General features: G+C 64.7%; 17 protein-coding genes. 15 read left to right on the top strand and 2 right to left on the bottom strand.

All coding sequences use genetic code 11. From position 1 onward, the window contains the following. Positions 1 to 3 precede the first annotated feature (3 nt). The 5 genes from K9U15_RS09575 to K9U15_RS09555 all read left to right on the top strand — a co-directional run bounded on the left by K9U15_RS09575 (position 4) and on the right by K9U15_RS09555 (position 8284). On the top strand, positions 4 to 2751 hold the full coding sequence (locus K9U15_RS09575) for a LuxR C-terminal-related transcriptional regulator (protein ID WP_096226928.1): 2748 nt from the start codon (positions 4 to 6) through the stop codon (positions 2749 to 2751). Positions 2752 to 2998: 247 nt separating this feature from the next. Continuing rightward, complete coding sequence (locus K9U15_RS09570) at positions 2999 to 5746, top strand: molybdopterin-dependent oxidoreductase (protein WP_161959456.1); 2748 nt, start codon at positions 2999 to 3001, stop codon at positions 5744 to 5746. 154 nt (positions 5747 to 5900) lie between these two features. Further along, on the top strand, positions 5901 to 6212 hold the full coding sequence (locus K9U15_RS09565) for a hypothetical protein (RefSeq protein WP_096226926.1): 312 nt from the start codon (positions 5901 to 5903) through the stop codon (positions 6210 to 6212). 46 nt (positions 6213 to 6258) lie between these two features. Then, positions 6259 to 6558 carry a 4Fe-4S dicluster domain-containing protein gene (locus tag K9U15_RS09560; protein ID WP_096226925.1) on the top strand — a complete coding sequence of 100 codons (300 nt, stop codon included), beginning with the start codon at positions 6259 to 6261 and terminating at the stop codon, positions 6556 to 6558. Positions 6559 to 7051: 493 nt separating this feature from the next. Next, a complete protein-coding gene (locus K9U15_RS09555; protein ID WP_096226923.1) occupies positions 7052 to 8284 on the top strand; it encodes a hypothetical protein in 1233 nt (410 codons plus the stop codon). Between the two features lie 18 nt (positions 8285 to 8302). Here K9U15_RS09555 and murJ read toward each other — a convergent pair whose 3' ends face one another. Next, positions 8303 to 10423 (bottom strand): murein biosynthesis integral membrane protein MurJ, encoded by a 2121-nt coding sequence (gene murJ, locus K9U15_RS09550; protein WP_301155973.1) that lies wholly within the window; start codon positions 10421 to 10423, stop codon positions 8303 to 8305. A 66-nt stretch (positions 10424 to 10489) separates the two neighbouring features. Between murJ and K9U15_RS09545 the strand changes: the two genes are divergently transcribed. The 4 genes from K9U15_RS09545 (at position 10490) to K9U15_RS09530 (ending at position 14416) form a co-directional block, all read left to right on the top strand. Beyond that, positions 10490 to 11434, top strand: coding sequence for an NAD(+)/NADH kinase (locus K9U15_RS09545; RefSeq protein WP_301155972.1), 945 nt, complete (start codon positions 10490 to 10492; stop codon positions 11432 to 11434). 415 nt (positions 11435 to 11849) lie between these two features. Further along, positions 11850 to 12347, top strand: coding sequence for a hypothetical protein (locus tag K9U15_RS09540; protein WP_231897335.1), 498 nt, complete (start codon positions 11850 to 11852; stop codon positions 12345 to 12347). 71 nt (positions 12348 to 12418) lie between these two features. Further along, a complete protein-coding gene (locus tag K9U15_RS09535; RefSeq protein WP_301155971.1) occupies positions 12419 to 12988 on the top strand; it encodes a hypothetical protein in 570 nt (189 codons plus the stop codon). 303 nt (positions 12989 to 13291) lie between these two features. Further along, positions 13292 to 14416, top strand: a complete 1125-nt coding sequence (locus K9U15_RS09530; RefSeq protein ID WP_231897334.1) for a hypothetical protein — start codon at positions 13292 to 13294, stop codon at positions 14414 to 14416. 605 nt (positions 14417 to 15021) lie between these two features. Here K9U15_RS09530 and K9U15_RS09525 read toward each other — a convergent pair. Next, complete coding sequence (locus K9U15_RS09525; protein WP_096226920.1) at positions 15022 to 16503, bottom strand: DUF1846 domain-containing protein; 1482 nt, start codon at positions 16501 to 16503, stop codon at positions 15022 to 15024. A gap of 259 nt (positions 16504 to 16762) precedes the next feature. Here K9U15_RS09525 and K9U15_RS09520 point away from each other — a divergent pair, with 259 nt between their 5' ends. The 6 genes from K9U15_RS09520 (at position 16763) to K9U15_RS09495 (ending at position 24120) form a co-directional block, all read left to right on the top strand. After that, positions 16763 to 17656, top strand: coding sequence for a site-specific tyrosine recombinase (locus K9U15_RS09520; RefSeq protein ID WP_301156106.1), 894 nt, complete (start codon positions 16763 to 16765; stop codon positions 17654 to 17656). Positions 17657 to 18786: 1130 nt separating this feature from the next. After that, complete coding sequence (locus K9U15_RS09515) at positions 18787 to 19263, top strand: division/cell wall cluster transcriptional repressor MraZ (protein ID WP_087191989.1); 477 nt, start codon at positions 18787 to 18789, stop codon at positions 19261 to 19263. 18 nt (positions 19264 to 19281) lie between these two features. Further along, a complete protein-coding gene (gene rsmH, locus K9U15_RS09510; RefSeq protein ID WP_301155970.1) occupies positions 19282 to 20253 on the top strand; it encodes a 16S rRNA (cytosine(1402)-N(4))-methyltransferase RsmH in 972 nt (323 codons plus the stop codon). Positions 20254 to 20363: 110 nt separating this feature from the next. Then, positions 20364 to 20834: a cell division protein FtsL gene (locus K9U15_RS09505; RefSeq protein WP_096226918.1), complete on the top strand. Its 471-nt coding sequence runs from the start codon at positions 20364 to 20366 to the stop codon at positions 20832 to 20834. A gap of 4 nt (positions 20835 to 20838) precedes the next feature. Continuing rightward, positions 20839 to 22605 carry a penicillin-binding protein 2 gene (locus K9U15_RS09500; protein ID WP_087191992.1) on the top strand — a complete coding sequence of 589 codons (1767 nt, stop codon included), beginning with the start codon at positions 20839 to 20841 and terminating at the stop codon, positions 22603 to 22605. Between the two features lie 9 nt (positions 22606 to 22614). Beyond that, positions 22615 to 24120 (top strand): UDP-N-acetylmuramoyl-L-alanyl-D-glutamate--2,6-diaminopimelate ligase, encoded by a 1506-nt coding sequence (locus K9U15_RS09495; protein WP_096226917.1) that lies wholly within the window; start codon positions 22615 to 22617, stop codon positions 24118 to 24120. Position 24121 lies beyond the last annotated feature (1 nt).

The raw sequence follows: 24121 nt of genomic DNA, 5'->3' as shown, positions 1-24121 counted from the left end.
ACCATGGCGGCAGGCATACCTATGAAGGTTTCGCATGACGTTGCTTTGGCGAAGATCACTCCACCTCGCCGCTCGTCTCTCTCCATCGACCGGGACGGTGCGCTGCAAAGCCTGATCGAGTGCTTGAGCGGCAAGATCGTGACGGTTGAGGCTCCGGTGGGGTCGGCAAGAAGCGGCTTTCTGGCGGAAGCGTACCGGCGCCTTGGTGATGATGCCGAGCATTGGCGAACAGCCTGGTTGTCGGTGGATGATGCCGACGACTGCGATAGGTTGGCGCGCCATGTGCTTGCCGCCCTGCATACGGTATGGTCCGAGCTCGATATGGTCGAGCTGGTTCGGCTTTATCAGGAAAACCCTACTTATTTTTGGGTTGCGCTCAGCAACTTCCTGCTTGAACGCGCCTCCGATGTGGGGGTGGATGTGGTTTTGCTCGTCGACGACCTACATAGGGCGGCCCCCGACGCCATAGCGGAATTCCTCAATTCGGCGGCGCGCTATTTCCCCGAAACGGTGCACGTGGTAGCCTCGGGAAACTACCTGTTGTGGGAGCACATCGATTTGGCTTTTCGTGACGAGGTGCGCATGTTCCCCTCGGATAAGCTCAATTTCAGCCAAGACGAGGTGGAGGCCATCTTGAGACAGGCCATGGACGCTCAGACATCGCCTCGGGTCTCCTACGTTTCCGAAACACCCATCAAGCTGGATGCGCGGGATTTAAAGGCGCTTGCGGCTGATCTGTGGGGTATAACGAACGGCTGGTCGCTCGGTGTTCGCACGTATGCCGATGCGCTTGTCCGCGGGTCGATCGACTGTTCTGCAACGGTGGACGAGCGCGCGCTCGGCCAGATGCTCAACCGTTTCTTCCGCAGCAGCGTGTTGGATGCGCTGCCCGAAGATCTGGCGCAGTTCGTGATAGAGGTAGCGCTGACCGATACGGTGTGCGCCGACTTGTGCAATGCGCTGACCGGGCGCACCGACTCCAAGTTCGTCCTGCGCGATTTGCGCATACGGGGGTGCTTTCTCAGCCCGTGCGCCAACGAGGCGGGCTGGTTCGAGTTCCATCCGCTGTTTCGCCGGTGGCTGCGCATGAAGCAGGGGCAAATGGACGCCAACCATCTGCTTGAGCTCTGCCGGACGGCAAGCGACTGGTACGAGGCGCACCAGATGACCTCCGAGGCGGCGAAGTACCTGCTGATGGCGTCAGATTCCAACTTCATCGAGAACCTGGCCCAGGCCTCGGGATATGAATCGCAGCGCACCGGCATGTCCTACTTCGATTGGATCAGCCGCATCACGGCAGCTCGGTTCACCGAGTCTCCCCAGTTGGCGCTCCATGCGGCATGGGGGTACGTTATCTGCGCCCGAACGGACGAGGGCTTGCGCTGGATCGAGGTGTTCGAGCGCGCCGCAGCCCACGAGCCTGGTCAGGACGGACCCGATGCCTCGATCGTGGTTGACCTGTTCCGGGCAAAATGCCTTGAGATGGACTGCCTTCACGATGAAGCCATGGCCAAAAGCGAGGCTATCCTGCGCTCCCACGAGGAAGAGCTCTCCCTTCCGCAGCGTTGCCTGCTGCTGCACTCGCTGGCGGAATCGTATGCACGCAGAGGCCGCTTCGACGAGGCACTGAAGAACTATCTGCAGGCGGAGGTCATGGCCGAGCTGGGTAAATCGGACTTCTACCTTGCCATGTGCCGCATGGGCATCATCTCCTTGCGCATTGCGCAAGGAGAGTTGAAGGAAGCCCTCGAGCTGTGCGAGAAGGCGCTTGCCGAATGTCCCGATACCGTTATCCCGTACGGATCGCTGCTTGCCTCCAAGGGATACCTCTGCGTGGAGATGGACCGGTTGGAAGAGGCGCGCGAGTGCGTCGAGCGTGCCCACCGTATCGTGTCCACGTCTCGCAACGTGGATATGCTCTACGAGGCCGAGGCCGAGCGCGCCCATTACTACGCGGCGGCGGGGAAGCACGCCCAGGCTTTCAACCTGATAACGAAGACGGCACTGCAGATGGGCACGGCAAGCGTGCCGCGCAGCATCAACCTGCTCGTGCATGTCAGGCAAGCCCAGGTTGCGTTGGCTATGGGGTATATCCCCGAGGCGGATGCGGCGGCGAGGCGCCTCGAGGCGGGCATCGGCCGGGGTGATATCGACTTCGAGCTGGCCGGCTTGGCCGTGCGCGCTGCCGTGGACGATGCTTCGGGAAGCGTCGGCGACCCCGACGACATCCTGCCGCTCGTCGAGCGCGCGTGCGGAGCGGGGCTCGGCTTGCGCGAGCTTGAGCTTTCCCTTCGGGCGACCGAGCGTTTGGCGGCATGCGGAAGGCGCTCCGATGCGCTCATGTACCTCAACCGCGCGCTCAGGCTGCAAGCCGGCCAGCAGGTGGTAGGCCCCTTCTTGCGTGCCGGCGGGAAAATCCGCGCGCTGCTCCACGAGATCGTGGACGTGCGCAAATCCGGCGGACAGGCCCGTCAGCTTGCGAAGGCGGTGCTGCATCGCTTCGGAGCCAACGAAGCCGAGGAGACGGTGCTGGAGCGTACGGCGAATCCTATGGCCCGCTTCGGCTTGACCGAGCGCGAGTGCGAAGTGCTGGAGCTCCTTGACGCGGGCCTTTCCAGGCGCGAGATTGCGGAGATGCTCACCGTGTCGCTGAACACGGTGAAAAGCCACGTGGGCGGTATCTACAGCAAGCTGGGCGTCACCAACCGCATCGACGCCTTCTCTATCGTCCACGACGGCGAGGACGAATAATCGCGCCCCGCCCCCGCCCCAGCCGGCATCGGCGGGGGCGGGGGCACGTCTCTGCCTCACCCTGCCTCTCATCCTAGGCTCCCTCCCCGGAATAGGCTGGGGAAACCACCTTGGGCGCGTCATGCCCTCCGCTCCCTCCCTCAATAGAATGGTCTCAACGGCATGCGAGCGGAACCCGGGCTTGCTCGCATGTGACTTTCGCGGGGCTGGGAGAATGCCCCGCACAGACTATTCGAGAGGGGCTTCAATGGAACTTAAGAAGACCGAACGGGTCGAGGTCAAGCTTCCTGCCGACATGCCGAACAAGTACATCGACGAGACCGGTGTCCAATGGACGTATTCCCGCTGCTTCTACTGCCACATGAACTGCGGCATCGTCATCGGCGCCGACACCAAGACCGACCGCGTGGTGGAGATTCGCGGCAATTGGAAAGAGGGTACGGTGCTGTGCGACCGCATGGGCGAGCGCGGCCAGAAGGCCATCCAGATGCACTACCATCCCAAGCGCATCAACCATGCTCTGAAGCGTGCCGGCGAGCGCGGCGAGGACAAATGGGAGGAGATCCCCTACGAGCAGGCGATGGACGAGATCGCCGACAAGCTGCAGGCGCTTATCGACAAGTACGGCCCCGAGACGTTGGTCTCTTCCGAGGGCACGTACCGCTCCGACCACCTGTGGGCGCGCACCCGCTTCTTCAACAACCTCGGCAACCCGGGCAACGTCATCGATCCCGGCACCATCTGCTGGTGCTGGAACTACACGCTGAACATGGCCATGGTGGGCTGGCCTATCGAGGCCATCTCGCCGGTGGGCATCGACCAGTCCGATACGTTCGTGGTGTGGGGCCTTTCGGCTTCCGAGAAATATGGCCCGCAAAGCCCCATGTGGCGCCAGTACCTGGCTGCGATGGACCGCCCCGGCAAGAAGCCGAAGATGATCGTCATCGACCCGTACTGCACCACGCAGGCCCTGCTTGCCGACATCTGGATGCCCATCTACCCCGGCACCGACCATGCGCTTGCCCTGGCTTGGCTGCACGAGGTCATCGAGAACGGCTGGTACGACGAGGAGTTCATCAAGTGGTGGTCGAACGGCCCGTTCCTGCTGGACAAGAAGACCAAGCACACCATTCGCGCCGACCAGGTTAAAGAAGGCGCCGCGCACTCCGACTTCGTGGTGTGGGACAACCTTGCCAGCAACATCTTGCTGTGGAACTCCGACAAGAACGAGTGGTTCGCCGACGGCGACGTCGACCCGGCTCTGAGCGGTACCCATACCATCTCGCTGCTCGACGGCTCCACGGTCGAGTGCTACACCGCTTGGGATGCCATCAAGGAGATGGCCGAGCCCTACAGCCCGCAGTGGGCATCTCCCATCACCGGCATCCCCGAGAACAAGATCGCCGATTCCGCCCGCGTGTACGCCACCAACGGCAACGCGTTCATCACCTGGGGCCTCGGAGGCGGCGACCAGGCCGGCCCGAACGCCTCGCGCCTGTGCATCACCAAGACCATTCTGCGTATCATCTGCAACTACATCGACAAGCCGGGCGGCGAGTACGTGGGCGAGCCCGGTGTCGTGCAGGCCGACGGCTCCAAGCCGTTCCCGTACCGCGATGCCGAGATGGAGATGTCCGAGCTCGTCACGCCCGAGATTCGCAAGAAGTACATCGGCTACGACCAGTTCCGCGCTATGAGCTGGAAGGGCTACGAGCCGATTTACGACGCCTACATGAAGATGTTCGGCGTTCCGCGCCCGATGCTGCATCAGCTGTTGTGCTCGCCGGTGCTGGTATACGATGCCATGGAGTTCGGGGATCCCTATCCCATCAAGGCCATGATCATGTGGTCGTCCAACCCGTTCGCCTGGGCGCCCGATCCGCAGCGCCTGTACAAGATCATGAAGAACAACCTGGAGCTTATCGTCTCCGTCGAGTACTGGAAGACCCCTGCCGCAGCTATGGCCGACTACATCATCCCCGGCTGCGACTCCCTCGAGCGCCCGTGCTTCACCACCGCCGAGGATTCCAACGACTTCGTGGTGTGCGGCGACCGTGGCTCCAAGCCGGTGGGTGACCGCGTTATGGACTACGACTTCTTCCGTGGCCTGGGCATCCGCATGGGTCAGGCCGAGGCTTGGCCGTGGGAGACCTACGAAGATGTCATCAAGCACCGTATCTCGCGCGGGGTCGACGTGGATTACACCACGCTGTGCGAGCAGGGTACCTGGTTCCCCGGTCCCACCCGCTCCTTCAAGTACGCCGAGACGCTGCCGAACGGCCAGACCAAGGGCTTCGCGACGCCCACCCGCAAGGCCGAGATCTACCCCACGCTCATGGAAGATCTGGACTACAGCGCGCTCCCGTACTACCGCGAGCTGCCCGAGACGCCGCTTTCGAATCCAGAGCTTGCCAAGAAGTACCCGCTGCGCCTGACCACCGGCGGCCGCGTCTCGGTCCTGTACCACTCTGAGAACCGCGTTCCCGGCCAGGGTACGCGCTCCATCTTCCCGTATCCCAGCGTGTACATGCACCGCGAGGATGCCCGTGCCTGCGGTGTGCGCGACGGCGACTGGGTGTGGATCGAGAACGAGCGCGGCCGCATCAAGCAGGTTGCCCATGTCGACCAGGCCATCATCAAGGGCACTGTGCAGGCCATGCCCTCGTGGTGGTATCCGGAGCTTCCGGCGGAGGAGCCGTGGAGCCAGGGTGCGTTCATCTCCAACGTCGGCTGTTTGGTGGATGGCACGGTCAGGGGTTCCGACGAGGCCACGGGAACGTGGACGAACCGCGGCCTGCTCTGCCGCATCTACCCGTGCATCGATCCTGCCGACCGCACGGACGTGACGGTGACGGGCGACCAGTTCATCGAGGGCGACACCTATTTCAACGACCAGTACGACAAGCTGGGCTGCCGTGAGATCAAGCGGATCGACTGGGAGAACGACGATCCGGGCCAGCATCCCAAGTGCACGTACGACACGCTCGGCAAGTAGCAGGCTGTCGGGACGGGAGAGGTGGTTCGCTCCCGTAACGAGTGGAACCGAGGGGACGGCAGCTGGTGCTGGCGCCCCCTCGACGGAGCGTTGAAAGACAGCGCGTGGCGGCACGGTGAGCGCGGACGCACCGCGGCGGGGGAGGAGACGTCCCATGACGTTTTGGTCGCAATTCTTCGAGATGCTGTTTCTGGTGGGCTTCGGTATCGCCTGGCCTTCCTCCATCGTGAAATCGATCCGCTCGAAAACGGCGAAAGGCAAGAGCCTACTGTTCTTGAGCATATCGTTTTGCGCCTACCTGTGCGGAATCACCTCGAAGTTCATGGCTACGTCCTTGAGCTACGTGGTGGTGTTCTACGTGATCAACCTTTGCTTCGTGGGAACCGATATCGTGCTGTACTTCATCAACTCGAAGCGCGACAAGGAACGCGAGGCGCAGGCGGCGTGCGCGTTGGAAGACGGCTAGACACCGCGTTTGCGGCGTGCGGCTTGCCGTAGGACTGGATGGATGAATGGCTTACGGACCTCTCAGAACCCATTTCACTTCGCGAAAGCGCATCACGATAGATGCTGGCCTGTGCGTGGGCTGCAAGCTCTGCATGCGCTGCTGCCCTTTGGGCAAGGTGATCGGCTACGATGCGGACGCGCGCCGTGCCTATGTGGACGATGCCTTGGTGTGCGGCGGGTGCGGGGCGTGCCTGCGCATCTGCCCCGCCAACGCCGTGCATATGGAGGAAGAGCTCGTGAAAGGAGCGCTTTCTCCTCGTATGGTGCCCGTTATCGCTCCCGGTCAGCATCGTGCCACCCCTTGAACCGCCCCTCTTCTCACCGTGCGATAGGGTGGGGTAAACCACGCAGGCAGGGTCATGTTCTGCATGGCATCCGCCCCTACAATAGCGAACAGGGAAAGCGGCGAGGACAGGCTGCTTTCATTTCAAAAGGAGGTTTTCCCATGTGCTTCAGACCGTCGACCCCGGTAGTCAACAATCCCGAAGGCGCAGGCAGCTCAAGCGCTCCCGGGGCTCCTAGTGCCCCTGGTGCCCCGGGAGCCCCTGGTGCCCCGGGAGCCCCTGGTGCTCCCGGAGCCCCCAAAGCTCCCGGGACGCCTGGTGCCCTTGGCGCTTCCGCCACGCCTGAATCCCCCGAGGCTCCCTTCCGAAAGTAAGCGGGAGCATCGGGTTCTCGTTGTGCGTTCGCCAGGTCAACGGCCTTGCTACCGTTGAGTGCAGGCTGGCGGATGGGTGGGGCGATGTCGGGCGCAGGTGATAGGCTCGTCGCATCAACCGATGCGATAGGAGTGACCCCATGCCCGCCGAAACCCTCGTCCCGCCCCGATTCCGCGCGCCGGAGCCGCAGCCGCGCCGTCGTGCGCTCACGCTTGCGATCGTCGTCTGCGCCCTTGCCGCGGTGCTCTTTGCGCTTGCCCCTGGCCAGGCCGACGCCGCTCCGGCAGGGCCGTTCGATGTGGAGGGGCCCGCCGATGCCTACGCGTGGGATGGCGCGGTGCTCTCCGTCACGGGCGACGGCGTGACCATCGCCGGCATGGCGGACCCGGCCTCGGCGGCGATGGGCGACGTGCGGATCGCCGCGGGCGTGGGCGCGATCAACGTGGGCTCGGGCGTGCGCATCGGCACGCTCTCGTTCGCCGGGGTCACGGCGCTTCGCTTGGACGGTGCCGGCAACGAGGTGCAGGCGTTCGACTTGACGCGGCCTGCCAACGTGAGCGGCCCCGGCTCCGTCACGATCGCCGAGGCCACGCTTCCCCTTGACCTGCTGCCCTCGGCCACTGTCACGCTCACGGGCGGCGCTTATAGCATGTCCATCTGGGCCGGAGCCACGCTCGTGCTCGAGCCGGGAGCCAGCCTCAGCAACATCACGCATTTCGGCGGCACCCTCGATCTCTCGCATATCGTGTTCGGCGCCCCCGTGCGGGTGCTGGGCTACTCGGTGGGCGGCGATTACACGTCGAACACCATCGTGGCGCCGTTCGGGGCGACGCGCCTTTCCGAGCTCATGACGCTCGACCACCTGTTCGTGAACGGCGGCGACACCGCCATCGTGGAGGACGGCGAACGCGTGGGCACGCTCCAGGACGACGGCTCATTCCTCATCACCGCCACGCGCACGGTGACGTTCGCAGGCTGGGAGGGCCAAGTGCTCGCCACCGAGGAGGTGCCGCTGTTCAGCGCAGCAACCGCGCCCGATGTGGAAGCCCCCGAAGGCTATCGCTTCACAGGATGGGATGTCGATTTCTCGCATATCGTGCAGAACCTGACCGTAACGGCCCGGTTCGAGAAGCTGCCCGATCCCGCGCCGCAGCCCGAGCCGGCCTCGGCTCCGCCGACGGGCGGGTCGGGCGCGCCCTCTGCTGCACCGGCGTCGACGTCGGTGCCTGCATCGAGGTACTACCCGGCCCCCAAGAAGCTCGCCGCAACGAGCGATGCGGCCGGTTGGGGGCTCGGGGCAATCGCAGCCGCCGGCTCCGCCGCAGCCGCGGCGGCGGTCGTGGCTGCGGCGGCAGGCAAACGCCGCGGGTAGGCCGCGTACCGAGACGCGCTACGCCCGGCCGCGCCCCAGCTTGCCGGCCACCTTGCCCACGATGTTGCCAACGAACGCCGCTTCCGGTACGTGCAGCTTGATGGCCAGGCCGAACGTCACCGCCAGCGACACCAGGCCACCGCACGCCACATAGGCGAGCGCCTGCGGGATGGACCCGGACAGCGGCCCGACGAACGTCGTGAGCGCGAACAGCACGCCGCCGCCCGACGCCGCGCCCAGCCCCCCGAACACCAGCGCCACGAGAAACGCCTTCGCCGTGGAGCGCAGCCCGAACGGCCCCAGGCGGCGGCGCAGGTACGCGAACAGGCACACGTCGGCCACCACGTAGAACAGTACCTCGCCCACGGCGATGATCTCGATGGGGAAGCTCTCCGCGTGCGACGCGCCGAACATCGTGAGCGCCACCTGGGCGGCGCCCGCCACGAAGTTGAACGCCGCGAACACGCCCATCTTGCGCAGGCTCGAGAATATCTTCTGCAGGTACGTGTTCACGCCGTACACCGGCAGCGCGAACGCCAGCACGCTCATGTACGAGGCGATGGACGCCACGTTCTCCGCCGTGAACGCGCCGGCGCGGAACACGGTGATGAGCGGCAGCGAGAACACCATGAGGTACAGCGCGAAGGGGATCATGAAGAACAGTATCTGGTTCGTGCCGCTCACGATGCCGCGCTTCACGCCCTTGGCGTTGCCCTCTGCCTGCATGTCGGCCAGCTCGGTGAACATGGCCGTGGTAATGGGCACGGCCAAGAACGAGTAGGGGAGCGTGAACCATTGGCGCGCGTACAGCAGGATGGAAGGCCCGTTGTCGGCGAAGCTGTACGCCGCCGCGTTCTGCACCGACACCACCGCGAACGAGCATACCATGACGAACAGTGCCGGCACGCCCAGCGAGAGCGTCTCGCGCAGAGCCGGGTCGCGCAGGTTCATGCGCGGGCGCAGCCTGATGCCGTTGCGGCGCAGTGCCGGCAGCTGGATGGCCAGCGCCACGAACACGCCCAGCGGGTTGCCGATGGCTATGACGTAGAGCGCCGCGTCGGGGTTGCCCGGCGCGAGCGCCGCGTACGTCAGGAACGACACGATGACCACGATGCTCTGCGCCGCCGGCGCGATGGCCGACCACAGGTAATCGCGGTTAGCGTTGAGCAGGCCCGATATGATGGCCGTGGCCCCGGAGAACACGATCTGGATGGCGAAGAACTGGAAGAAGAACACCGATTGCGCCATCTCGCGCTGGTCGGAGTAGAAGCTCTGCGTGTAGATGAAGAACGAGGGGAACGCGATGCAGAGCGCCGACACCGCGCCCAGCAGCACCACCACGATGGTGAGCAGGGTGGAGGCGTACTCGTTGCCCGCCTGCTGCCCGAGCCTCTTCTTCACCGACATATACACCGGCAAAAACGCCGTCACCAGGATGCCGCCTATCACCAGCTCGTAGAGCTGGGAAGGCAGGTTGTTGGCCACCTGGTAGGAGCTGGAGAGCAGCGTTGAGCCCAGCGCGAAGGCCATGGTCCAGGTGCGCACGAAGCCCAGCACGCGCGAGACCATGGTGCACATGCTGATGAGCGCGGCCGACGACCCAACGGCGGCCGCGTCGCCCTGCGCGGCATCGTCCGTGCGCGCGAGCGCCGTCTTGTCCACGCCGGCGTGCTTGCTGACGATGGGCAGCTCGGAGGTCGAGCCGGGGAAGGCCGCCCGTTCGGCGCGGCGGCTCGCCACGGCCGCAGCCCGCGCCGCCGCGCGCGGGTCGGGCGTCTGGGGCTCGAAGGGGTCGCGTGCCGGCGCCGTGCGGTCGGGACCGGCATGGTTTCCGCCGATGCGTATCTCCGACGTCTCGCCGGGCGCCGCGCCGCGCAGGCGGGCCTTCGCGCTGGCAGGGTCGAGCCGGGGCTCCGGGCGCGGAACGACCTGCTGCGCCACGGCGGCCGCGATGGCCGTGCGGTCGAGACCCGCATGCCGCCCGCCCACGCGTATCTCCGACGTCGAGCCCGGATCGGCCGCGCGCGCATGCGACGGCGTCGCGGCGCGCTTGGCGGGGGCGGTCGGAGAAGCGGGCGTGGGGGCTGGTGTCGGCTCGGCAACGCGCGTATGTTGAGCTCGTGCGAGCTTGTCGGACATGGACGGACGCTTTCTTGCGCATCGGATATAATGGCCCATCATAGCAAACCCGGAAAGAAGACCCTCATGCGCATCCTCATCGTACGCAATAATTCCAACTCGAAGGCCGTGGACGCCTCGCTTTTGCTGGCCACGTACCTGGCCACGCAGGGAGCGGATTACACGCTCGTGGACTCGTCGGACCTGTCGTGCCGCGGCGACCACGAAGGGCTGAACGCGGCGCTTGCCGACGGGGTGGAGATGGCCGTGGTGCTGGGCGGCGACGGCACCATCCTGCGCACGGCGCGCCAGATCGGCACGTCGGGCGTGCCCATCCTGGGGGTGAACTTCGGCCGCCTGGGCTTCTTGGCGAACACGAGCGACGAGGGGGTGGTGGCCGTGGTGGCCGCCGCGCTCGCCGGCGACGTGGTGGCCGAACAGCGCACGAACCTGCGCATCGACGTGGTGTGCGAGGGCGAGCGGGACCGCTGGGGCGACGACGACCTCATGTCAGACGGTCCCGACGAAGAGGGAAGGCCCGACGGGGCGCCCTCCGCATCCGGGTTCCCCTGCGGAAGCGATGCGCGCACGTTCTTCGCGCTCAACGAGCTGGCGGTGACGCGCGGCGCGCATGGCCGCATCATCGACTTCGGCTTGAGCATCTCGGGTGCGCACATCGCCGACATGCGCGGTGACGGCCTGGTGGTGGCCACGGCAACGGGCTCCACGGCCTACGCGCTCTCGGCCGGCGGGCCGCTCGTGTCGCCGGGCTTCGCGGGTCTCGTGGCCGTGCCGCTCGCGCCCCATACGCTGCACTCGCGCGCCATCGTCACGGCGTCCAACGACGTGGTGGAGATGGACCTGTCGCACAACGCCGACACCCGCGAGGCCACGCTGTTCGTCGACGGCGAGCTGCTGGAGTTCGAGCGCCCCGTGCGCCGCGTCTACGTCCGCCGCGGCGACACCCCCACGGTACTGCTGCGCTACCAGCGGGAAGGCTTCTACGAGCATGCGGCGCGGGTGTTCTTCTAGGTGCATGCGTGTTGATAAATATGCGTGTTCTACTGGGATTTTACCTGCCTATATGCCGAAAATAGAATAATCGTTGTATCCGGTCTCGGTTGACTTCGCCACCCCCCCTGTCGTATCTTAGCTTACTAAGTTCCATGCCTCAGCATGCGAACCGGACCAAGGGGTTATACGTATGAGCAAGCAAGACAGCCAGAGCACGCAGAGCTTTCCAGTAGACGACACCGAACTGAATGCTTCCTCGCACCAGGCGGATGGCGGAAACACCGCCGATAGTGCCGCGGGCAAGCAGGGTTCGGGTGCCGTTCCTGATTCGACATCTGCCGAACAGGCCTCCCAAACCGGGGCTTCTGACTCTCATTCAACTGCAACGAACGCTGCCGTCGAGACGGCCAAGAAAACCGGGAAGATTCTCGGGATGTCCAAGCACGTCTTCGCCGGCCTGGTGGCCGTGGTAGCCGTGGCTGCCGCCGTTACCGCGGGCGTCGTGCTGACGCAGCAGCCGGCCGTGGAGGACTGGTTCGACTCGAATGCCGCCCAGGGCCAGTTCGAAGGCAAGTCCAAGGAAGAGATCCAAGCCGCCCTGAACGAGGAGGTGGCGAAGGGCATGATGAACATCTCCATCGCCGCCGTCATCACGTTCCCCGACGGCGCGTCCGAGGGCGAGGCGCGCATCGAGAACATCGCTGCGAACCCGATGGACCAGAAGGTGACCATCACGCTCAAGGATACCGAAGAAACGGTTTACGAGTCCGGCGCCATCGCGCCCGACCAGCACATCCAGAACATCAAGCTGTCGCGCGACCTGGAGCCCGGAGAGTACGCCGCCGTGGCCACGTTCACAGGTTATGACCGCGAGACGCATAAGAAGACCGGCCAAGCGGCCGCCGAGATCACGTTACGCGTCGAAGGCTAAGACAACCTTCGACGAGAGATAGTCAGAGCATGTCAGACAACGTAAGGGCACATCAGGAAAGGGAAAGTATCATGACGAAGACGAGCCGGTTCAACTACGTCAAGCGGGGTCTGGTAGGCGTATGCGCCGCCACGATGCTGACGGGACTTTGTGCGGGAACGGCGTTCGGGGCGGATTCGGACAACAACACAAACGTTGAAGTTACGACTCCCTCAGCTCAGTTGTCTGCCTCGGTCCCAACTAGCGTGTCGGTTGCTTTGAAAAACGACGGAACGTTAAACGCCAAAGGCGATATGAACTTCACTGTAACAGGCCCGTATCAGGTGGTTGTGAAAAGCGTAAAGGCAGTAAAGGAGGACGGATTCACTATTTCTGGTCAAGCAAGCATGACTGCTCAAAATGCGGTTGCTGCAAAAATTCAGGTAGGTAGTGATGCTTCTGGAGCTTTCGAGATTAGCGGGATCACTGAGACGGCGAAAACGTTCGATACGCCTGGAGTTATCGATCCGACCTCTGGTCTCACTTGCTCTATTACTGAGTTGGTTATGAAGAATATGACAGCTGAAAACGAAAATAAGGCAATCACTCCATTCCATCTTGTCTGGACTGTCGGCATCCCTAGTGCTACTCCTGCTGCATAACTCTGGTACAGCGTCAGTTTGCTGGGCGGACTAGGATTTTTTCGTTTGAGGACATTAAGACACATCTTTAGCAAAGCCGCATCCGTAGAGGGTGCGGCTTTGCTACTTTGCCTCTTTCTGATTTTCAATTTGTGGCCGGCAACTTACTCGTTTGCTGCTTCGAAGGCGACTTCTGGCGAAATGTCTTTTTCGATGGAAGCTACTTCTGAAACTGCATCCGATGCGACGAATTCCGTCGAAGCTCCTATTCTCGTCGACGATAAGGACAACGTGATCGTCGCAACTCCCTCGACTAAACCTGCAATGCCAACCGCTCCGGTCGAGCCCCCTTCAACTCCTACCGTTCCCGAGTACGAGAACGCCTGGCCCATCGGGCTCGACGAGACTGCGGCGGTCGTTGCCGAGTTGTGGGATGATGGGACGTTCGTCGTGGACGGGGCGGGGGATACCCTCGCGTTCGAGAGTGCCGACGAGGTGCCGTGGCTTGCGGATGGCGTGGCAGACGACATCAAGCGCGTCGTGTTCGCCGACGCGGTGGAGCCTGCCAGCCTGGCGCACTGGTTCGAGGGGTGCGCGAACCTCGAGGAGGTCGCAAACGTCCCCGCCGACGTCAAGGACCTCACGCGCGCGTTCTTCGACTGCCCGAAGCTCGTGGAGCTGCCGGACGATCTCGCGTTCGCTGACGATGCGATCCTCGAGGAGTGCTTTGGCTTCGCCGAGCCGCCCGACGAGCCGCTGTCCACCGTCTACCGTGGCACGGACGAGAACGTGCTCGCCTACGCGTGGGACCTCGACGGCCGCGCGCTCGTGAACCCCGACGCGCCCGGGCTGCCTGCGGTCGAGGAGCCGGCCGACCCCGAGGCTCCCGCCGACGACCCCTCCGACAAGCCCGCTGACGATCCCGCCGAGGACGCTGTGGAGGCGCCGCTGCCTGAAAGCGACGAGCCCCTCGCTCCGATGGAGGAAATGCCCGAGCCCGAAGCCGATTCCGCCGCGCCGGACGCCCCCGAGGAAGAGGCTGTCCAGGTCAACATCACCATCCCCTCATCGGTTTCCATGATGCTGGGCGAGGACGACCTCAACAGCGCCACCATCCCTGTCATGGTGGCGAACCGCTCCGAGCGCGCCGTGGCCATCACGGGTGCGCGCCTCAAGCGCTCCGACATGGACCTGCCGGGCGGTTCGTGGTCGCTCTCCACCCAGGGCGGCGCCACGACGTTCGTGCAGGACGCCCGCTTCACACCGCTCGGCCTGGAGGTGACGTTCGACCGCCCCGTCATCCTCGCCGCCGGCGACATGGGCACCCAGCTTGTCTGGCACGGCACCTTCACCGACTACGGCATGCGCACCCTGCTCGACGCCGTCATCGCCTCCGGCGACTCCGGCTTCACCTACGGCTCCATGATCTGGATAGTCTCAGCCGCCTGATCGGCTTGCTTCCCTTGGAGCAATCTTTTCATTCCAGTGGTTGCGGCGAACGTGTCGCCTCTAATATGCGAGGCCGGCCTTCTTGCATTTGATGGCATCGAGTCGCTATAATGCAAATTACCGGCGGTGCCCAGGACGGCGAGTTTAACGGGCTTCACCATCCAGGTTGGGCGGCGCGGGTACTAGTGGGAGGCCGGGTTAATCCCGGCCTTTACCATCTCCTGGTTCCCTCCCTGCTTCGTCCGCGTTCTTATGGTTCGTCCACAAGGCGAGGAAGAAACTCGCGAGCGTGGCTATCGCTGCGTAGGCGTTAAGAATTTCTAGAACTGCGTTCATAGGCGAACACTCCTCTCGAAAGAAGCGCCACCCGAGCGCGGACACCGCCGGCACACTCATTCTACGCCTTGAACGCGCACTTGGATAGAGGCTATTTAGCCTGGTAAAAAGCAGAAAATTGAACGAAAATGCACTGGATTCCTGCAAGGTTTTGGAAAGATCCGTGCAAGGTTTTGCCGGTGTTTTGAGAGCCCTCGTGAGAACGCCCCCCTCGCCTTGGAATTCTGAGGTGAGGGGGGCGTTCGATAGCGTTCGTTGCGCGCGCCGTTTTACTTGTGATAGTACCGGTGCTGCTCGTACTTGGGCTCGCAGCAGACGTTGATGCCGAGGGTACGGTAGAGCTTCTCGTCGGTGGAGGAGATGATGACCGAGAAGTACGCGTCGCAGCCGCGCAGGTCGTCGATGTGCTCGATGAGCTTGGCGGCAAGCGGGTCGGTGGCGGAGCTGATGGACAGCGCGATGAGCGTCTCGTCGGAGTGCAGGCGCGGGTTGCGGCTGTGCAGGCAGTCGGTCTTCAGGCGGCAGATGGGCTCGATGACCTCGTCGCTGATGACGTCGATCTCGTCGTCGACGCCGGAGACGCCCTTGAGCGCGTTCATCATGAGCGACGACGCCGCGCCCAGAAGCGACGACGTCTTTCCCGTGACCACCGAGCCGTCCGGCAGCACCATGGCGCCCACCGGGCCGCCGGTTGTCTCCTCCTTCAGCAGCGCGGCCGAGCGGGCCGGCGAGAAGCTCGCGTTCACGCCGGCCTGGTTCATCAGCAGCTCCAGCTTCTCCACGTGCTCCTGGCCCGTGCCGCTGCGGCGCGTCTCCACGGCGGTCTGGAAGTAGCGGCGCACGATCTCCATCTTCGCGGCCTCGCGCACGGCCTCGTCGTCCACGATGGCGTTGCCCGCCATGTTCACGCCCATGTCGGTGGGCGACTGGTACGGGCTCTCGCCGGAAATGCGCTCCATCATGGCCTTCAGCACGGGGAATATCTCCACGTCGCGGTTGTAGTTCACCGTGGTCTCGCCGTACGCTTCCAAATGGAACGGGTCGATGGTGTTCGCGTCGTTCAGGTCGACGGTGGCCGCCTCGTAGGCTATGTTCACCGGGTGCTTGAGCGGCAGGTTCCAGATGGGGAACGTCTCGTACTTCGCGTAGCCGGCCGCCACCCCGCGCTTGTGCTCGTGGTAGAGCTGCGAGAGGCACGTGGCCATCTTGCCGCTGCCGGGGCCGGGGGCCGTCACCACCACGAGCGGCCGCGTGGTCTCGATGAACTCGTTGCGCCCATAGCCTTCGTCGCTCACGATGCGGTCGATGTCGTAGGGGTAGCCGGGGATGGGGTAGTGCAGGTAGCTGCGGATGCCCAGGCTGTCCAGGCGCTTGCGGAACGCCTCGGCCGAGGGCTGGTTCGTGTAATGGGTGATGACCACGCCGCTGGTGGCGAAGCCCATGCCGCGGAAGATGTCCATGAGGCGCAGCACGTCCTCGTCGTAGGTGATGCCCAGGTCGCCGCGCACCTTGCTCTTCTCGATGTCGTTCGCGTTGATGGCGATGATGATCTCGGCGTCGTCGATGAGGCTCTTCAGCATGCGGATCTTGGAGTCGGGTTCGAAGCCGGGCAGCACGCGCGAGGCATGGTAGTCGTCGAAGAGCTTGCCGCCGAACTCCAGATAGAGTTTGCCGCCGAACTGGTCGATGCGGTTGCGGATGTGCTCTGCCTGCAGCGCGATATACTGGTCGTTGTCGAATCCTATGCGCATGGGTCTGCGGCGCCCCTTTCGTGAGAAGACGGTGATGCGCGTACGCGCGCGAACCAAAGTATATCGCACTTGCCGTACCCGGTGTTGCCAGCGTGTAAAAACTCGCCGCGGGCAGGGCGACGCGGCGGGAAGTGCAGCGTCTCCCATGCTGGGCAGCGCGCCGAAAGCCCCCTTAAGGACCGGTAGGCCGGTGCTATACTCGTAGGCGATCCCGAGGGCCGCTGGAAAGGGGGCGGATGTGCACGCCGTGCGCACGCTCATGGAAGAGTACCTCTCGCACTTGCGCGTGGAGCGGGGGTCCTCGCCGCTCACCGTGTCGGCGTACGCCACCGACCTGCGCGATTACGCCGCCTTCCTCGACGGGCGCGGAGTGGACAATGCCGATGACGTGGACCGCGCCTGCGTGGTGGCCTACGAGGCCGACCTCGTGGACCGCGGCTACGCCACGTCGAGCGTGGATCGGCGCGTTTCGGTGATCAAGGGATTCCACCGCTTCCTCGTGCGCGAGGGCTATGCACGCCGCAACCCCACCGACACGCTGCAGCTGCCCAAGCCCCCCGAGCGGCTGCCCGACGTGCTGTCGGTGAATCAGGTGTCAACCATGCTGGCTGCCTGCACGGGCGACAGTCCGTCGGAGATGCGCAATCGCGCCATCCTGGAGGTGCTGTACGGCTGCGGTTTGCGCGTGAGCGAGTGCACGGGACTCGATCTGGGCGATTGCATCCTAGAGGAAGGGTACCTGCGCGTCGTGGGCAAGGGAGGCAAGGAGCGCATCAGCCCTATCTCGGGCGCTGCGCTCGAGGCGCTGGGCGCGTACCTGGAGCATGCCCGCCCCGCGCTTGCGAAGCCCTACGCCAAGCCCACGGCGGCGGTGTTCCTGAACGCCCGCGGTGGCCGCCTGACGCGCCAGAGCGTGCATGCCATCGTCGCCGATGCCGGACGCCTGGTGGGCGTGGCGAACCTGCATCCCCATACGCTCCGCCACTCCTTCGCCACCCACCTGCTGGAAGGCGGTGCGGACCTGCGCGTTATCCAGGAGATCCTCGGCCACTCCGACATCTCCACCACCCAGGTATACACTCACGTGAGCCGCGCCCACATCCGCGAGGAGTATCTGAGCGCCCACCCGCGCGCGCAACGCCCGCGAGCATAGCGCACCTGCTCGTCATGCACATGGCGCTTCGCGTGGATAACGCTCTGGCTCGTGCGCTTGGTGCAGCATCCCCGTCGCATGCGCGACGCATGCTCCCGCGTTCGGTGCAGGAGCCCGTTGCGTGCGCAGTGCGGTCGCCCGCGCCTGGCGCGGCGACTTGTTGCGTATGCGACCGCAATCATCTGCGCTCGGGCAGCGGCCTGCTGCGTGCGTCGTGCAGCGATGCGTATTCGGTGGGGCAGTCTGTCGCGCGCCTGGCGCAAATCCGCGTGGACGAGATTCGGGTCTATGGCGCGATTGCTGGTGTTTGAATCGCCAGATGCTTTTTGCGACCAGGCCTTTTACGGGAATTGCTTACGCGCGGTCGCAAAAAACCTACCACAGGCTCCGATCTTGTCCATGAACGAATTGGTAATATTATACTCCGCTGATCGCCGAGGCCCGGGTACGCCCGCGCTGGGAGCGCGCGGAGCTTCTTGGGTGCTGTTTGGAGGCGCATGCGGGACGGGCTCGCAGCTTCTTCGGAAAGGGGTGGTGTGCTTGTGCGGGAATAGGGATCGCTACAAAACGGATGTTTCACGTGAAACATCCGTTCGCTAATTCGATCTTTTGCTTGCTCCCTTTGCGCTGCTGCCGGGCTTGACTGGAGCTGCTGGGTGACGCCCCCGCCCGACCCCCGACCCGCCCCCTCCTCCGTGCAGGACCCCCGCCCCCGTTCCCGTCCCCGCTTAGGCCCGGTACGCGCTGGGAGCGCGCGGGCGCCGCCCCGGTGCCCACCCGCCTCCGCTTCCGCCCCGGCCCCGATTCCCGGCCCGATGTCCGGAGCGCTTGAACGAGCGGTTGATCCTGCGGGGTCTGCGGTGGGGCGGGGTGGGAGGGCGTCACAAATTCTCCCACTTCGTGCCACGGCGGGCAGCGAATCCATATGTTGTGGACGATTTCGCGGCTCTGCCTACCCGTGGTATGGCCGATTTTCCGCGTGCTGGAAAATGAATGACGGGTGGGTGAACAGTGGGTTTCATCACGGCAAAAAGGGGGCGGAATACCCCATAAATGTTGCGAAGTGGGGCGAAGTGGGATAGAATGCCAAACATCGAAAGGGCCGAACGGCTGCACGCGGAAAGGATGGCATGGCGGAGGTCGTCGACACAACGGAGAGCACGGAGGGGGCGGCGCATATCGTCGACCTCAACGGCGAGTTCCGTTTCAAGGTCGATGCCAAGGGCCGTATGTCCCTGCCCGCGAAATTCCGCAAGGTGCTTTCGACCGACTTGGTGGTAACCCGCAATCCGAAGGACGAGTGCCTCTACGTCTTCGAGCCCCGTGGCTTCAACGCCTGGGTCGCGGAGGTGTTCGAGGACAAGTTCGGCAAGTACGACTCCTCCAACGACCTGCACGTGCGCCTGCGCCGCAAGCTCAAGGCCCGCGCGAAGGACGTGGAAGTGGACGGCTCCGGGCGCATCATGCTCCCGACGGAGGCGCGCGAGGCGACGGACATCGACAAGGACGTCGTCGTCGTGGGCAACACGGGCTACTTCGAAGTGTGGGACGCGAAGCGTTACGAGGCGCAGGACGACGACACCGACCTCGGTGTCCTGTTCGGCTGATCGTAGGACGTGAGCGCAATGACAAGCGAATATCGGCAACATGAATTCCAGCATACCCCCGTTCTGCTTGCCGAGTGCCTCGAACAATCGAACCTCAAACCACAGCAAACGTTCGTGGACGCAACACTCGGCGGGGCAGGGCATTCCCTTGAAATGGCCAAGCTCGTAGGTCCGGGGGGCACGCTCATCGGCATCGACCAGGATGAGGTGGCGCTCGCCGCCGCCCGCTCCCGGCTCGAGGCACTGCCCGACGAGCAACGCCCCAACTTGGAGCTCTTGCGCGGCAACTTCGGGGATATGGACGACCTTCTCGTCAGCGCCGAGGTACCTGGGGTCGATGCGTTCCTCTTCGACCTGGGCGTCTCGTCGGTGCAGATAGACACACCGTCCCGCGGCTTCTCCTTCAAGGAGAACGGCCCCCTTGATATGCGGATGGATCCGGGGAAAACCACCCTAACCGCAGCAGAGATCGTGAACACCTACAACGCAGCAGATCTCACTCGGATCATCCGTGCCTACTCGGACGAGAAATGGGCCAGCCGCATCGCAGGTTTCATCGTGCGGTCGCGGGCGAATGGGAGGATAGAGACGAGCGAGCAGCTCGTGGACATCATCAAGGCCGCCATACCGGCCTCGGCGCGCCGCGCCGGGGGGCATCCGGCGAAACGGACGTTCCAGGCGCTTCGGATAGAAGTCAACTCGGAGCTGGACGTGCTGCGTCGAGGTCTCGACGCCGCCGTCCGCTGGCTCAATCCGGGCGGGCGCCTCGTGGTCATCAGCTACCATTCGCTCGAAGACCGCATCGTGAAGGAGACCTTCAACGCGTATGCGAACCGCTGCACCTGCCCGCCGGACCTTCCGGTGTGCGTGTGCGGCAAGGAGCCGATACTCGACCTGGTCACGCGCAAGCCGCTTCTGCCCACGGCAGGGGAGATAGAGCGCAATCCCCGGGCACGCAGCGCCAAGCTGCGCGTCGCCCGAAAACGCTGAAACCGACCTATCCGGCCGGGGCCTTGGTCCCGGCCGCCTTGCAAGCAACATCATAAACAGCACCGCGACCACCGAAACCGCAGCCAGAAACGAAGAAAAGGAGGTTGGTCATGGCAGGAGCCGCACCGGCGTTTTCCTACAATTATTCCGAGCGCGTACCCGAGCGTCCCGAACGCCCGCGCGTTCGCGTCGTGCCGGGCCAGGGCACCCGCACAAGCACCCAGACCATTCCCTCCACCGTCGTGTTCATGGCCAAGACGCTCGCCGTGGTGCTGGTGGTGGCGGCGCTCTTGTGCTTTGCCCGCATTGCCATCGGATCGGCGACCGTGGCCACGTCCGTGCAGTCGCAGCAGCTCGAAAGCCAGATAAGCGACGCCCGCGCCAGCGGGAACAACCTGGAAGTGCAGCAGAGCTCGCTTTCCAACCCCACGCGCGTGAAGGCCGAGGCGAGCCGCCTCAAGATGGCCGCGCCCGAGAGCGTCGGCGTCATCGACCTGGGCACCGACGTCGTCGCCACCGACGAGGCCGGGAACCTGTCGCTTTCCAAGAGCGTGCAGATCGCCGCCGGCGCCGCGGAGTAGCGGCGTGGCGGGACGGCCCCACACCCCGCGCGCCCCGCGCCGCCCGGGCGCGCCGCGCGCATCGGCTCCCGGTTTCGCAGCTGATTCGAGCCGCGCGTTCATCCCCCTTGTCGCCTTCGCCGTCATAGCGGCCCTCTTTCTCGTGCGGTTGGTGTACCTGCAGGTCATCGTGGCTCCTTCGTACGCCTCGCAGGCCGAGCAGGCGCGCACCGTGGGTTTCGACATCGAGCCTCGGCGCGGCACCATCTACGATCGCAACGGCACGGTGCTGGCCGTGAGCGTGGATGCCACCACCATCTACGCCAATCCTTCCGAGGTGGAGGACCTGCCGGGCACGGCCGCGGCGCTGGCCGGCGTGCTGGGCGGCGAGGCGGCCGACTACCAGAACGCGCTGTCCGCCGGCACCTCTACGTTCGCCTTCATCCAGCGCAAGGCCGACACCGCCGTGGCCGACCAGGTGCGCGCCCTGGACCTCAAGGGCATCTACTTCATCGCCGACACGAAGCGCACCTATCCCAACGGGCGGGTGGGCGCGCAGATCGTCGGCCTGACCGACATCGACGGCAACGGCCTGAGCGGTTTGGAGAAGTACTACGACGACATCCTGTCCGGCGAGCCCGGCCGCTACGAGGCCGAGCGCGGCCGCGACGGCACGCCCATCCCCGGCGGCGTGCACGAGGAGACGCCCGCCGTGGACGGCCAGGACATCATCATATCCGTGGACATAGAGCTGCAGCAGTACGTGGAGGACCGCCTGCTGGCCGACAAGGAGGGGCTCACCTCCAACGGCGGCAGCTCCGTGGTCATGGACGCCGAGACGGGCGAGATCTACGCCGCCGCGTCGCTTCCGCTGCTCGACCCGAACGATCGCGAGAACATCCCGGCCGGTGCGACGGAGCTCAAGGTGGTCACGCACCTGTTCGAGCCCGGCTCCATCTTCAAGTCCGTCTCGGCCATGGCCATTCTGGAGTCGGGCACCATGACGCCCGAGAGCGAGCTGTTCTGCCCGAGCGAGATCGAGGCGGACGGCTACATCATCTCCGACGCGCACGACCGCGGCGACGCCACCTTCACGCTGGAGCAGATCATGGACCAGTCGTCGAACGTGGGCATCTCGCTGGCCACGGAGAACGCCACCGCGAACGGCGTATCGGGTTTCGAGAACCTGTACAACAAGATAAACGAGTACAACCTGCACACGCGCACCGGCGTGGACTACCCCGGCGAGGGCGAGGAGGGCACCGAGTACCTGGGGGCGCTCCTTCCGTTCGACAAGTGGGGCAAGGTGCAGGCCTACAACATCAGCTTCGGCCAGGGCGTATCGGTGACGCCGCTGCAGATGACGCGCTTCTACGGGGCGCTGGCAAACAACGGGGTGGAGTGCACGCCCCACTTCCTCATCGGCAAACCGCAGTCCGGCGAGACGCCCGAATACGCCACGGAGAAGGTCATCGGCAGCGAGAAGGCGGTCGCCGACATGACCGACATGTTGAAAACCGTCGTCACCGAGGGTACGGGCAAAGATGCCGCCATCGAGGGGTACAACGTGGCGGGCAAGACGTCCACGGCGGAGATCTACGACGAGGTGAACGGCGGCTACCGCAAGGGCGTGTACAACATGGCGTTCACCGGCTTCATAGCCGACTCCACGGGTCCCCAATTGGTTTGTTTTGTGGGTGCCAACGAGACGGAATACGGTTCCATCGTCACGCCGGTGTTTAAGGATATAATGTCAACTGCCATCGACCGATTCCAGATAATGCCTGAGTGAGGACAAGCCATGGGGAAAACCTGCACCGACCTGTTCGCAGGAATTGACTGCACCGTCATCGGCAACGCCGACGAGGAAGTGGGCGGCATCGCCTACCGCAGCGACCGCGTGCAGCCGGGCGACGCGTTCTTCTGCATCGTGGGCCTGACGGCGGACGGCCATTCCTTCGCGCAGGACGCCATCGACCGCGGCGCCAAGGTGCTCGTGGTGGAGCGCAAGGTGTACCTGGCCGACGCCACCGACGTGACCGAGGTGGTGGTGGCCGACACGCGCAAGGCCATGGCGGCCGCGTCGGCGAACTTCTACGACCACCCGTCGAAGGACTTCGCGCTCGTGGGCATCACCGGAACGAACGGCAAGACCACCACCACCTACCTCGTGGAGCACATCGCGCACGTGGCCGGCAAGCGCACGGGCGTCATCGGCACCGTGGGCGTGCGCATCGGCGGAGAGCAGGAGAAGACGGCGCACACGACGCCCGAGTCGCCCGACCTGCAGCAGCTTTTCGCGCGCATGCGCGACGAGCGCTGCGGCGTGGTGGCCATGGAGGTGAGCTCGCATGCGCTCGACCTGGAGCGCACGTGGGGCACGACGTTCGCCGTGACCGCGTTCTCGAACCTCACGCAGGACCACCTGGACTACCACCACACGTTCGAGGCCTACTTCGAGGCCAAGGCGCGCCTGTTCTCGAAGGACTATCCGGCCAAGCGCGTGATCTGCATCGACGACAAGTGGGGCAAGGAGCTTCTGCGCCGCTGCTCCACGAACGAGGACGGCGTCGTCACGACGGGCTTCGACGCCGCGGCGCAGATCCATCCCGTGGACGTGCGGTACGCCCCCACGCACACCACCGTCGAGCTGGACGTGCGCGGAAGCCGCTACCGCTTCGACTACCCGCTCGTGGGCAAGTTCAACGTGGAGAACGTCATGTGCGCGTTCGGCATCGGGCTGCAGCTGGGCTTCCCGCCCAGCGTGATCGTGGAGGCGTTGGAGGAGGCCCCGCAGATCCCCGGCCGCCTGGAGCGCGTGAGCGTGACGTGCGACGGCGGCGTGAGCGTGTTCGTCGACTACGCGCATACCCCCGACGCCCTGGAGAAGGCGCTCGCGTCCATTAAGGCGCTGACGCGCGGGCGCACCATCTGCGTGTTCGGCTGCGGCGGCGACCGCGACGCCTCGAAGCGCTCCATCATGGGCAAGGCCGCCCTCGCGGCCGACTACGCCGTGGTGACGAGCGACAACCCGCGCCACGAGGACCCGCTGGCCATCATCGACGACATCGTGGGCGGCATGGGCTCGGGCGAGGGCCGCTTCGCCGTGGAGCCCGACCGCCGCGCGGCCATCGCGCTGGCGCTGGAATGGGCCGAGCCCGACGACTCCGTGCTCATCGCGGGCAAGGGCCACGAAGACTACCAGCTGGTGGGCGACGAGGTGCTCTCCTTCGACGACCGCGTGGTTGCGGCCGAAGAGCTGAACCGTGCGTTCGGAGGCCTTTTGGACGAGAAGGGCGCTGAGTAGC

It is taken from the genome of Gordonibacter sp. RACS_AR68 (genome assembly GCF_030418485.1).
GTDB classification, from domain to species: Bacteria; Actinomycetota; Coriobacteriia; order Coriobacteriales; family Eggerthellaceae; genus Gordonibacter; species Gordonibacter urolithinfaciens.
This window is presented reverse-complemented; position numbering and strand designations above follow the sequence as displayed.

Excerpts from the sequence above, each read along its gene's own strand:
- K9U15_RS09575 (WP_096226928.1), top strand. The coding sequence starts at position 4 with ATGGCGGCAGGCATACCTATGAAGGTTTCGCATGACGTTGCTTTGGCG.
- K9U15_RS09570 (WP_161959456.1), top strand. The coding sequence starts at position 2,999 with ATGGAACTTAAGAAGACCGAACGGGTCGAGGTCAAGCTTCCTGCCGAC.
- K9U15_RS09565 (WP_096226926.1), top strand. The coding sequence starts at position 5,901 with ATGACGTTTTGGTCGCAATTCTTCGAGATGCTGTTTCTGGTGGGCTTC.
- K9U15_RS09560 (WP_096226925.1), top strand. The coding sequence starts at position 6,259 with ATGGCTTACGGACCTCTCAGAACCCATTTCACTTCGCGAAAGCGCATC.
- K9U15_RS09555 (WP_096226923.1), top strand. The coding sequence starts at position 7,052 with ATGCCCGCCGAAACCCTCGTCCCGCCCCGATTCCGCGCGCCGGAGCCG.
- murJ (WP_301155973.1), bottom strand. The coding sequence starts at position 10,423 with ATGTCCGACAAGCTCGCACGAGCTCAACATACGCGCGTTGCCGAGCCG.
- K9U15_RS09545 (WP_301155972.1), top strand. The coding sequence starts at position 10,490 with ATGCGCATCCTCATCGTACGCAATAATTCCAACTCGAAGGCCGTGGAC.
- K9U15_RS09540 (WP_231897335.1), top strand. The coding sequence starts at position 11,850 with ATGTCCAAGCACGTCTTCGCCGGCCTGGTGGCCGTGGTAGCCGTGGCT.
- K9U15_RS09535 (WP_301155971.1), top strand. The coding sequence starts at position 12,419 with ATGACGAAGACGAGCCGGTTCAACTACGTCAAGCGGGGTCTGGTAGGC.
- K9U15_RS09530 (WP_231897334.1), top strand. The coding sequence starts at position 13,292 with ATGCCAACCGCTCCGGTCGAGCCCCCTTCAACTCCTACCGTTCCCGAG.
- K9U15_RS09525 (WP_096226920.1), bottom strand. The coding sequence starts at position 16,503 with ATGCGCATAGGATTCGACAACGACCAGTATATCGCGCTGCAGGCAGAG.
- K9U15_RS09520 (WP_301156106.1), top strand. The coding sequence starts at position 16,763 with ATGGAAGAGTACCTCTCGCACTTGCGCGTGGAGCGGGGGTCCTCGCCG.
- K9U15_RS09515 (WP_087191989.1), top strand. The coding sequence starts at position 18,787 with ATGGCGGAGGTCGTCGACACAACGGAGAGCACGGAGGGGGCGGCGCAT.
- rsmH (WP_301155970.1), top strand. The coding sequence starts at position 19,282 with ATGACAAGCGAATATCGGCAACATGAATTCCAGCATACCCCCGTTCTG.
- K9U15_RS09505 (WP_096226918.1), top strand. The coding sequence starts at position 20,364 with ATGGCAGGAGCCGCACCGGCGTTTTCCTACAATTATTCCGAGCGCGTA.
- K9U15_RS09495 (WP_096226917.1), top strand. The coding sequence starts at position 22,615 with ATGGGGAAAACCTGCACCGACCTGTTCGCAGGAATTGACTGCACCGTC.